Below are 10,948 nucleotides of genomic sequence, written 5' to 3' on the forward strand. Positions count from 1 at the left end.
ACGCCAGCACCAAGCCCGGAACAGCCACTACAAACGACGAGGCCACAGCCCGAAAACCGAAGCCTCATCACGCTAAGCACCGTTGCAGTACTAGGAGTCGCAGGGCGTCGGCGGGCTCGCTCTCGCCGAGGGTGAAGGAGAAACCGAGCTTCGCCGGTCGCCCAGTGTCGAACGGGTGCAGCAGACGTAGCCGCCCCGAACCTCCGACGGTGGCCTCGACCGACCGGCCCAGACTGCCGGACCCGAGGCCGTTGACGCGACCCGTGTACGTGGCAACCTCCCTGCCCTGTGGGTTCAGGAACGCCACTTCGAGTGCAGCGCCGGCGTAGGGGGCCGGCTCTACCGGGCACCACGCCACTTCGACGTTCTCATGTGTGCGCGACAGCCACTCGGGGCCCTCCACGGTCAGTTTCTCGACGGCCTCGGCTGGCAGCACCACCTCTTCGGCGATGCCGAAGCCCATGACACGTTCCAGGGCGGACTCCAACCCCGGCTGGAATGCTCGGCAGTGTCCCGTCAGGTTGATCCGGATCGGGCTCATCTCATGTGCGCGAGGGTGCTTCCCGACAAGGGTCTGGACAACCTTGTCGCCCTGCCGGACGAAGTCGACGGTCCAGTGCGGATCGAGGGTGTCCATCTGGCGGCCCAGGGCGCTCACTCGCTCGGTGATGTCGCGGTGGCCGCCGAGGAGGATGTCACGTTCGCGGTTGTAGACCTTCGCCGCCTCCAGAAGGTGATCCCGGTTGAAGTACGCGTCCAGGTCACTGTGTATGGCCAACAAGTCGTTGAGAGCGGTTCGGTCCATGATCGAGACCGCGATCGGTCGTTCGCCCGGGAGGTCCTCGACGAAGCCGCGTTCGGAGTGACTGACCGTGCACGGCACAACCAGGGTCCACGCCTGCGGCCCGCGGCCGGCAGCACGACGGAAGGAACTGCGGATGCTGGACCTCCGGCCCTTGGCGGAGGTGGCGAACCCGTCGGGATAGTACTTCAACTGGTAGATGTGTTCGTGAGATCCGGTGCGGACCAGGATGTCCACACCGTCGTCGCCGCCGCGCCCGTTCACGGCGTGGACCTCGGAGCCTCCACTGTGGAGACGGTGGATCAGTGCCTCGACGATCTCGTCGAACTTGGGCTGGCTCAGTTGATCCCATTTGATGACCACGGTGCGCCTCCGGTGTAGTTCAAGCGATCATCGCACCGTGCACTGACGCCTTCGAGAGCAGTAGCAAGTGGACGGCTGGGGCATTTGCCCTGTGCTTGCTGTCGCTGAGCGAGCGTCGTGGTGATTGCGGCCGTCGCCAGGTATCACCAGAAAGACCGGGTCAAGGAGAGCCCGGTCGTAGTCCTCCTGTCGGGAAGCATCACGGTGGGCGACCCTGCCGCGGAGCTGGCACAGGGAGGGCCAGCGTCTCGACGGGTGAGAGGGCGCAGACTCTTCAGGAATTTCAGCTGGTCAGGTAGGGTGCCAGAGTGTTCCGCCGATCTGGCTGGGGGACAACTCTTCCGTCATGAAGAAGGTCATCGAGCGCCTCTACGCCTGCTCCTCGATCCTCAACTCCCAGGGCCAGTACGCCTACTACGGCCGGGTCGGCGGCTGCCTGATCACCGGGAACGAGGACGGCGCCAAGCACTGCGCGATGAACGTCCTCTACAGCCTCCAGCACCTCGGCTACACCGTCCCGCCCCAGGCCGACGCCGGCTGGGTCGGCGAGGCCGGCCCCGGCCCCTCCTACCTGGACCCGGGCTCCGGCGGCCCGCAGAACGACTTCACCAACCGCAACACCACCTTCATGACCTGGAACCAGCTCCACCTCGCCCGCCTACTCAAGGACGCCGGCGGCATCCCGGCCCACGGCAACCAGCGCTCCGAGTGGGACGCCGGCTGCCGCTTCGACTTCGAGAACCCCGAGCACCGCTGAGCCGCCGGTCGTCTGTGTGCGGCAGGGGGTGACCGGCACCGCACGAGGGCGCCGCCGCCGAATCCGGCACCCGCGACCGCCCGCACGACACCATGACCACCCGGCGCCGCCGCGTCCCGGTCCGCCACACCCGTGGCATCGGGCCCGCGGACATGGTCCGCAACACCCGCCTCGGCGAGATCCTGGTCGACCCCCGTGACGGCCTGGTCACCCTCGACGGCGCCCCGCTGCGCTCCGAACCCGCCCAGGAGGTGTCCCTGAACCGGCTCTACTTCCTCTGACCGGGCTTCCCCGACCGGGCGGGAGGCGGTGGTCGCCCCGGTTTCGATTCAGCGTTCCCGGGGGTCGCCGTCCGACGGCCCCCGGCGGCGGGGGCCCGGCTCACGGGTGCGGGCCGCCGGTGGCGAGCAGGACGTTCTCCGTCGCACCGAACCCGCTGGCGCCGATCATCCCGGCCTGACCCGAGCCGTGGTAGCGGGCCCAGCAGCCCGCGGGCACGCCGCCGAACAGGACGGGGCTCAGGACCGGGGCGATGTCCACGCTCTGTACCTCCGGGCCCGACGCGCTGGACATCGCCATCCGGAACCTCCCCGGCTCCACGTACTGTTGGACGATGGTGTCGCCCTCGGCCAGCGCGCGGGCCACCTCGCCGCGCCACTGCGGACCGGTCACGTACGGGCCGAGGGTCACCTCCAGGCCCATCATGCCGATGGCCTTCTTCAGCACGAAGTGCTGCTGGTTGTCGAGCAGCAGGTCGGCGAGGTCGTGGCGGCGGCCTCCCCATGCGAGCTTCCGGTCGTACACCAGGCGCGTCCACGGAAGACAGCGCTCCACCAGCGCGCGATCCTCCTCCGTCATCCAGGGCCGGCCCTCGGATATCCAGGCCAGGACCTTCTTGTTCGCGACGAGATAGCTGCTCTGGGGCGGGAACAGCCGACTGCCCCGCTGGACGGCGCGGTGCACCGGGTCCAGGCTGATGCCGAGCTTGCGCCAGTCGTCGATCGCGAAGTAGCGGTGCAGCAGCGGGTACGCGAGGTCCCGCCCGGCGCCCCGCGGCGTGCCGGGACCGCCCTCCAGGTCGGCCGGCTCGACGAACTCGGCGGCCAGTCCCTGCTGCCGGAAGTACTCGGCCTCCACCTCGTAGTAGCGGGCGGTCTGCGCGCCGGGCCGGTCCAGGCGGCTGCCCAGCAGGGCGACGCCGAGGGGCAGGCCCAGCTCCGTACACACCCGCCGGTACAGCTCGGCGCGGGCCGCGAACGGCTCGTGGCCGCTGAAGGGTGCGACGCCGGGACCGCCGTAGATCCGGGTCCACGCGTGGGTGAACAGGTGGATCTCCGCCGGGCCGCCGAAGGTTCCGCTGACGTTGAACTCCAGGAACTTCGGCCCGTCCGGGCCGATCACCACGTCAGGACGGGCCATGCTGGCGGCGTACCGCATTTCGAAGTCCTCGTCGGCCACGAAGAAGGGGTACGGCACCTCGTCGGTGCCCAGGGCCGCGAGGCGCCCGGCGCGGTCTCCGGCGGCCTCCCGCACCGCGCGTTCGAGCAGCCTGAGCAGCCCGCGGGCCGAGGTGAAGAGCTCGTCGTAGGCCTCCCGGGTCGCCAACAGGGGCTGGAGGGCGAGGACGTCGGACTGCAGGCGGGTTCCGCAGTCGCGGAGCTCGTGCCGCAGCACCTCCCTGACCTGCCGCGTACTCAGCGTCCGGCCGGCCGGTGGGGAGTCGACCCCGAACCACGGGTGCGTTCCTGGCAACGTGCGCTCCTTCAGGTCTGGTGGGGGCCGGCGGAGGTGGCCGGGGCGCTCAGGGTCGGCAGGACGTCGGACGCGATGCGCTCCAGTACGGCGAGGTCGCCCGCGAACGGTGGCTCCGTACGGGGGAAGGGCACCACCAGGTCGGTGAAGCCGGCCTCCCGGTACTGTCCGACGGCGTCCGTGAACGCGGCCACCGAGGCGAGCGGCGGATCCGTCCGGTTCACGTCCAGGACGAGCCGGCGCAGGGTGTCGGGCGGGCGGCCGAGTTCGGAGCAGATCTCCTCCAGCCTGGTGACCTGCCGCGCCGCGAGTTCCGGGGTCACGGACGGCGCGACCAGGCCGGGGCTCGGTGACGAGCCGTTGGACACCCAGATGTCGGCGTGCCGGACGGCGAGCCGCATGCCCCGGGGGCCGCCCGCCGCCACCGCGAGCGGCAGGGCCCGCTCCGGGCCGACACCGGGATCGGTACGAGCCGACCGCGCCCGGAAGTGTCGGCCGTCGAAGTCCACCACCGGCTCCCGTAGCAGCCGGTCGGTGAGCTCGGCGAATTCACCGAACCGCGCGGCCCGTTCGGCGGGCTCCGGTTCGTCGTAGCCCAGCATCCGGGCGTCCGCACCGCCCGCGCCGGCGCCGATGCCGAGGGTGAACCGGCCGCCGGACAGGTCGCGCAGCGTGAGGGCCTCCTTCACCAGCGGGACCGGGTGGCGGAAGTTGGGCGAGGCGACCAGGGTGCCGAGGTCGATCCGCCGCGTGGAGACGGCGGCGGCCGCGAGCGTGGGCACCGCGGCGAACCAGCGCCGGTCCAGCAGGTCGCGCCAGGCGAGGTGGTCGTACGTCCAGGCGTGCGCGAAGCCCATCTCGTCGGCCAGCCGCCAGGGTTCGGCACCCTCGGGCCAGCCGGCGGTGGGGAGGATCACCACTCCTACGCGCATGGTCGCACCGCTCCCGCGCCCGTGGGCAGCCCGGCCAGGAAGGCGTCGAGGTGCACGTGCCGGGCGCTGGGGATGTTCAGGCCCTCCCAGCGCAGGTCGGTCCTCGGCGGCCGCCGGGCATCGTGGAAGTACACCGCCTCGAACCGGCCGGACGGGCCCATGGCGACCACCGGATTGGCGGCCAGCAGGTCGCGGACGGCCGGCGTGTCACGGCGGGCGCCGATCCACAGGCGCTTGGCGGCGAAGTGGTTCGGGGGCAGCTCGACGTGCGGGTGGAGCTTGCGTTTGAACTGGAGGATCCCCTTGCTCAGGAACGGCTCGGAGCCGGACAGGTCCAGCCGGGCGAGCCGCTGCTCGGCGGCCCACCGGGCGATGAGGATGTACATCGCCATGAAGATGCCCGAGCGGTAGTGCTCGTCCGCGCCGTCGAGGACGCCGGCCAGGCGCAGGGTCAGGGTGCGTCCGGGCCGGTCGAGACGGCACAGCATGCCGGCGCGGCGCTCGCCGTGCTCGGTGACGAAGAAGAGCACTCCCCGGGCGAGGATCGCGTCGCGTGCCGCCGCCGGCCCGACCGAGCGGGTGGCCTCGCCGTGCCTGCGCGCCATCGTCGGCAGGTGCATCCGCCGGTAGAAGTAGCCGAAGTCGGCCTCGTCGTCGGTCGGTTCGAGCTTCCAGCCGCGTGACACCCGCTCGCGTGCGAAGCGCTGGCGCTCCTTGCGGGAGACGACGAGCGGCCGGCGCTCCCCGGCCGTGGCGAGCGGCAGCACCAGGTGCACCCGGAACGGGGCGACCACGGCCCCCGCCGTGGGCAGCGCGGCCGCCCGGCGGGCCGAGCAGCCGAAAGCCACGAGTTCCGCGTCCGGGAGACGGCCGCCGGGAGCGCCTTCCCGGACCTCGCCCGTCGCGAGGCCCGCCGCCCGTGCCCGTTCCCGCAGGAACGGCAGCACGTGGCTCCGCCCGGCCCGGTAGCCGCCGTAGGCGACGGTCACCGGGCCCGCCCGGAACGTCTGCCAGCCGGGCCGGACGGCCAGGGCGGTGTCGGACAGGTGGCGCGCGCTCGCCAGGGTCCGGTTGCCGCTGGTGTCCCAGTCGAACCGGGCGCGCTCCCACAGCGCGGACGGGGTCGTCACCGGGCGGCCCCCAGCAGGTCCGCGGCGGCGGTGGGGACCGGCCGGTAGCGGGTCGTGGCGTCGGCCACGACCGTCTCGGTGCTGACGGTTGTCATGACAGTGTGCGCTTCCCTTCCGTGGTGCCCTTCACGGCGTGCCACACCTCGTCGACCCGGGCCCGCGGATCGGCCAGTCGGGCGACGAAGGCCTGCTGGTCGGCGGCGAGCCGGCGGACGGTGTCGCGGGCGAACACCGCGCGGTTGTACTCGAGGTATCCGTTGGACCCGGCGGCGTCGTTCAGGTACAGCGACGGCAGGTAGTACCGGGAGTAGGCCTCCTGGTGCCGGGGGTCGGTGACGGCCCGAGGCGCGGAGCCGCCCGGGGCGGAGAACAGCTTCACGGTGGTGCTGCCGAAGGACGCCGGGGCGGCCGTGTCGGTCGCCGCCTCGAAGACGCGGCCGCGCACCCAGGCGTCGTACAGGTGGATCCCGGGCCAGGGCCGGCTCTCCTCGAAGTCGGGCTTCAGCGCGGCGGCGAGCGCCGTGTACGGGACGATGTTGCGCTGCGCGGCCGCCACGGACTCCCGGACCTGGCCGACCAGTTCGCCCACCGTGTCCTTGGGGCGCACCCGGACCGGGACGAAGATGTTGTCCAGGTAGTAGCCCAGCTGGTCGTCGTCGGCCTTGAGGTCGAGCCGGGCCACACTGGAGCCGATGACCACGCGCTCCGCGCCGCCGGTGCGGGCGAGCACGGCCGCGTAGGCGGCGAGGTTGAGGATGAACGGTGTCGCCGAGTTGAGGACCGACAGCTCGCGCAGCCGGGGCGCGGTGAGCGGGCTGCGGAAGTCCTCCTCCGCGAACGAGATCAGGGCCGGCGGTACGGCCGAGTAGTCGGTCGGGAAGGAGAGCCGGCCCGGCAGCGGCAGCAGGTGGCGGCGCCAGTGGTCGAGCCGTGCTTCCAGGTCCGGGGCGGGCCGGCGGGACTCCTCGGCGAAGTGCCGGTACTGCTGCTTCAGCGGGGGCAGTTCCTCGCCGTCGTACAGCCGGCCGAGCTGGTCCAGGAAGCTGATCAGCGACACCCCGTCGATGATCAGGTGGCTGAAGGAGAGCGCGAGGACGTGCAGATCCGGCGCGATCCGTACCACGAGGCAGCTCCACAGCGGCCCCTCCACCAGGTGGAACTCGCCGCCCCGGTCGCCGGCCACCAGCGCGCGGGCGGCCTGGAGGCGGCGGCCCTCGGGCACCGAGTCGGCCAGGTCGACGTAGGCCATGGGCGGTTCGAGGTCCTCGGCCACCCGCTGGAGCGGCGCGGGGCCGACGTCGGTGAGCGTGGTGCGCAGGCTCTCGTGGCGCCGGATCATCAGTTCGAGGGCGTGCCGGAACCGGCCGAGGTCCAGCTCGCCCGCCAGCTCCACGGCGATGGACGGGTTGCCCCGGGAGGCGATGGGCTGCCCGAAGGAGCGGAACCGCGCTCCCTCCCAGAGGAACTCCTGCTGGGCGGAGAGCGGGAACTCCCCGGCCGGCGCGGCGGTGGCCGGGCTACTCATTCCAGACCACCGGAAGCTCGTGCACCCCGTAGATGTTGACCTTGTGCCGGAACGGAATGCTGTCGAGGTCGACGGCGAGCCGCAGCGACGGGAACCGGCGCAGCACCCCGGAGATGACGATCTGGAGTTCCAGGCGGGCCAGCGCCGCGCCGAGGCAGAGGTGGGGGCCCCAGCCGAAGGCCAGGTTGCCGCGTTCGGTCCGGTGGATGTCGAAGGCGTCCGGATCGACGAACTCGCGCTCGTCCCGGTTCGCCGAGGAGAGCAGGACCATCACGCCGTCCCCCGCCCGGATCAGCGTGCCGCCGACCTCCACGTCCTCGGTCGCCACCCGGGCCAGCGAGGGGGTGATGGTGAGGTGCCGGAGCAGCTCGTTGACGGCGGGGCCGATCAGGCGCTCGTCCGCACGCAGCTCGGCCAGCTGCTCGGGGTGCCGCAGGAGCGTCAGGATGCCGAGGCCGATCATGTTGACGGTGGTCACGTGCCCGGCCACCAGGAGCAGCCGGGCCAGGTCCGCGGCGGTCTCCGGGGTGCAGCCGGCCGTCCGCACGTGGTCGGTGACCAGGCGGCTGATGATGTCGTCCCCGGGCCGGTCGATCTTGGCGCGCACCACGCCGTCCATGTACCGGCCGAGGTCGGCGACCGCCTCGTCGATCTCCTCGGGTGTGGAGGTGGCCCGCAGGGCGTCCGCCGTCCGCTCCTGGAGGAAGACGTGGTCCGCGTACGACACCCCGAGCAGGTGGCAGATCACCAGCGAGGGCAGCGGCATCGCGAGCGCCGGTACGAGGTCGGAGCGGGCCGGTCCCTCGGCGATGGCGTCGAGCAGCTGGTCGGTCAACTCCTGGATGATGGGCCGAAGTTCGGCGACCTTCCGGCCGACGAACTCATGGTTGACCATCTCCCGGTAGCGGGTGTGCTCCGGCGGGTCCATCCGGATCAGGGCGCTGTGCGCCCGCCGGACCGGGAACCCGGGCAGCCGGGAGTCGGAGCTGAAGCGGGTGTCGGAGAGGACTTCCCTGGCCTCCTGGAACCGGGTGACCAGCCATGCCGGGCGGTCCCCCGCGAAGGAGAGCGCGGCCGGCACCACCGCCGCCCGGGCGCGCAGCCCGGCGTACTCCGCCGGTGGGTGGAAGGGGTCCTGGCGCTCCATCGGGTACCTGACGACGGGGCACTCGGGTGTCTCCACGGGTTCTCCCTTGCTGTCCGGGGCGTTGCGGGCGGGGCGGTTCACGACGCCGCCACCGGGTGCGCGCGACCGAGCCGGGCGCGGATCTCGCCGGCCACCTGGTCCGGCTGCCGCGCCACGAAGAAGTGGCCGCCCGGTACCGACCTGACCTGGAAGTCCCCGGTCGTGCGCGCGCGCCAGGCGGCGACCTCGCCGAAGCGGGTGGAGCGGTCCTGCTGACCGGCGAAGGCGATGACGTCGGCCGCGATCGTCCCCGGCGGGTCGGTCCGCGCCGCGTACCGCTCGAACGCCCTGATGTCCGCGCGGAGCCCGGGCAGGACCAGCTCCAGGGCCTGCGGGTCGTCGCTCAGCTCTCCGATGGCGCCGTCGTAGCGTTCGGTCACGGCGGCCAGGAACTCCGCGTCGGGCAGGTCCGTGACCGGGGCGCGCCTGGGCAGTCTGCCGGGCGCCGCGCAGGCGCACAGCACCACGGCCTCCGGCCGGTGCCCCGCCCGCTCGGCGGCCCTGGCCAACTCGAAGGCGACCAGGGAGCCGAGGCTGCTGCCGCAGAGCACGAACGGGGTGTCCCAGAAGGGGGCGAGCTCGTCGGTCAGGGCGGCCACCAGTCCGGGCACCGAGTCGACGAGCGGCTCGTCGGGGCGCATCATCCGCCCCGGGTAGTCGAGGGCGACGGCCTCCACCCCCGGGCCGAGGTCGGGCCAGGACCGGTAGGCGAGGCTGCTGCCGCCGGCGTACGGGAGGCAGAACACCCTCGCCCGGACGGCCGGTCGGGGTGCCGGTTCAGGCATCGGGTGCCTCCGGGGCGATCGTGGCCGCGGCAGCGATCCGCTCGGCGAGGGCCCGAAGCGGTACGTCGCCGAGGACGTTGGCCGGGGCGATGCGAAGCCCGAACTCGCTTCGGATCCTGGCCACCACCTGGGTGGCGTAGAGCGAGTCGCCGCCGAGGTCGAGGAAGCGGTCGTCGCGGCCGACCTTCTCGATGCTCAGCACACCGGCCCAGATCGCGCCGAGCCGCTCCTCGGTGTCGCCCTCCAGGGGGGCGAAGCGGTACCCGAGCTCCGGGCGGGTGTGGACGGGGGTGCCGGCCGCGTCCTGCAGCACGTGCTCGGCGACGACCAGTTCGGAGTCGGGGGCGGCGAAGCTCCGGCCGCTGGCCAGGACGTGGGCGCCGCCGACGGCGAGCGCGGCGCGGAAGGCCCGGACGCCGGCGTCGACGGTGATGCCCTCGGCGGTCCCTCCCGTGGCGGCGTGCCGCGAGACCACCTCCTGGGCGCCCGGCCGGCACACCACGACCTTGCCGATGTGCTGGGCCCGCGACATGTGGGTGAACGCCTCCCCGGCCTCCGCGAGGTCGAAGGCGCGCAGCGGCAGCGGCCGGATGGCGCCGCCGCGGAGCAGGCCGGCCACCGCGGCGAACGCCTCGTCGAGGGCGGCGTCGTCCTCGGGGTAGTAGGCGCTGAAGGTGCGCCCGGTGCTGAACAGGCCGAGGTCGAGCAGGCTGCCCGCGACGATGTCGCGCCGCCCGAGCTCGATGAACCGGCCGCGCTCGCGCAGCGTCCGCAGGCCCGCCGGGATGAACTCCCCCGCGAGGGAGTTGAGGACCACGTCCACCCCGCCGGCGGCCACCGCCTCGCGCTCGAAGGCGAGCGAGCGGGAGTCCGACACGTGGGAGACGCCCAGCGTGCGGGCGTACTCGCGCTTGGCCTGGCTGCCGGCGGTACCGAACACCTCGGCGCCCAGGTGCCGGGCGACCTGGACGGCGGCGAGCCCGACGCCGCCGGTGACCGCGTGCACGAGGACCCGCTCTCCGGCCCGCAGCCCGGCGAGGTTCTTCAGGCAGTCGTACGCGGTGGTGAACGCGACCGGGACGGTGGCCGCCTCGGCGAACGTCATGCCGTCGGGGATCGGGGTGGTCAGCGAGGCGCGGACGTTGACGTGGTCGGAGAAGCAGCCCGTGCCCATCGCCAGGACCGGGTCGCCCTCCCGCAAGCCGGTGACCCCCTCGCCGACCGCCCGGACGATGCCGGCGCACTCGAGCCCGAACCGGTGCTCGGGCCCGGCCGGCGCGAGCATGCCGGTGGCGATCAGCACCTCCTTGAAGTTCAGGCCGGTGGCGAGCACCTCGATCCGCACCTCGCCGGGCGCGGGCGCGGTGCGCTCGGTCTCGACCAGCGCCAGCGCGGCCAGGTCGCCGAGGTCGGTGGAGACCAGGCTGCGGTTCTCCGCCGCATCGGCGGCCGCGAGCGAGGCGCGGAGCCCGTCGGGGTCGACCCGGCGCAGGGAGTAGCCCACGACGTCCAGGACGGGCTCGCCGTGCTCGTCCTGGATCCGGACGTCGAACAGCAGGGAGGCGTCCTGCCCGGAGGGCCGCCGGGTGATGCGGCTGCGGATGCGGGCCGGCATCGGGCCGTGGACGAAGGGCTCGTTGAGGGTGATCCAGGCGGGGACGCGGTCGCCGAGCCGGTCGGCCACGACGGCGGTGTAGTCGGCGAAGCGGTACGCGG

General features: G+C 72.8%; 8 protein-coding genes and 2 pseudogenes. 2 read left to right on the plus strand and 8 right to left on the minus strand.

The genetic code is table 11. The features are described from left to right. Positions 1 to 67 precede the first annotated feature (67 nt). Positions 68 to 1,165 (minus strand): hypothetical protein, encoded by a 1,098-nt coding sequence (locus tag ABZW03_RS28310; protein WP_355264119.1) that lies wholly within the window; start codon positions 1,163 to 1,165, stop codon positions 68 to 70. Positions 1,166 to 1,481: 316 nt separating this feature from the next. Here ABZW03_RS28310 and ABZW03_RS28315 point away from each other — a divergent pair. Together ABZW03_RS28315 and ABZW03_RS28320 are read left to right on the plus strand one after the other, a co-directional pair. Next, a pseudogene (locus ABZW03_RS28315) lies at positions 1,482 to 1,922 on the plus strand (flavodoxin family protein); the annotation flags it as partial. Positions 1,923 to 1,996: 74 nt separating this feature from the next. Then, a pseudogene (locus ABZW03_RS28320) lies at positions 1,997 to 2,203 on the plus strand (urease subunit alpha); the annotation flags it as partial. 100 nt (positions 2,204 to 2,303) lie between these two features. On the opposite strand, the gene ABZW03_RS28325 reads toward ABZW03_RS28320, so the two are convergent. From ABZW03_RS28325 to ABZW03_RS28355, 7 genes are all read right to left on the minus strand, one after another. Further along, on the minus strand, positions 2,304 to 3,674 hold the full coding sequence (locus tag ABZW03_RS28325; RefSeq protein WP_355264121.1) for a hypothetical protein: 1,371 nt from the start codon (positions 3,672 to 3,674) through the stop codon (positions 2,304 to 2,306). An 11-nt stretch (positions 3,675 to 3,685) separates the two neighbouring features. Further along, complete coding sequence (locus ABZW03_RS28330; protein WP_355264124.1) at positions 3,686 to 4,606, minus strand: LLM class flavin-dependent oxidoreductase; 921 nt, start codon at positions 4,604 to 4,606, stop codon at positions 3,686 to 3,688. Then, entirely contained in the window at positions 4,597 to 5,736 is a 1,140-nt protein-coding gene (locus ABZW03_RS28335; protein WP_355264127.1) for a hypothetical protein, read from the minus strand. Before ABZW03_RS28335 ends, ABZW03_RS28330 begins: the two co-directional genes overlap by 10 nt. Before the next feature lie 91 nt (positions 5,737 to 5,827). Next, positions 5,828 to 7,261 (minus strand): condensation domain-containing protein, encoded by a 1,434-nt coding sequence (locus ABZW03_RS28340; protein ID WP_355264130.1) that lies wholly within the window; start codon positions 7,259 to 7,261, stop codon positions 5,828 to 5,830. Further along, complete coding sequence (locus ABZW03_RS28345) at positions 7,254 to 8,444, minus strand: cytochrome P450 (RefSeq protein ID WP_355264133.1); 1,191 nt, start codon at positions 8,442 to 8,444, stop codon at positions 7,254 to 7,256. The genes ABZW03_RS28340 and ABZW03_RS28345 overlap by 8 nt, the downstream gene beginning before the upstream one ends. A gap of 41 nt (positions 8,445 to 8,485) precedes the next feature. After that, positions 8,486 to 9,232: an alpha/beta fold hydrolase gene (locus ABZW03_RS28350; protein ID WP_355264136.1), complete on the minus strand. Its 747-nt coding sequence runs from the start codon at positions 9,230 to 9,232 to the stop codon at positions 8,486 to 8,488. Further along, a partial coding sequence (locus tag ABZW03_RS28355) for a zinc-binding dehydrogenase (RefSeq protein ID WP_355264139.1) occupies positions 9,225 to 10,948 on the minus strand: 1,724 nt, incomplete at its 5' end. The genes ABZW03_RS28350 and ABZW03_RS28355, both read right to left, overlap by 8 nt.

Origin of the sequence: Kitasatospora sp. NPDC004799 (assembly GCF_040609095.1) — a bacterium.
Classification (GTDB): Bacteria; Actinomycetota; Actinomycetes; order Streptomycetales; family Streptomycetaceae; genus Kitasatospora.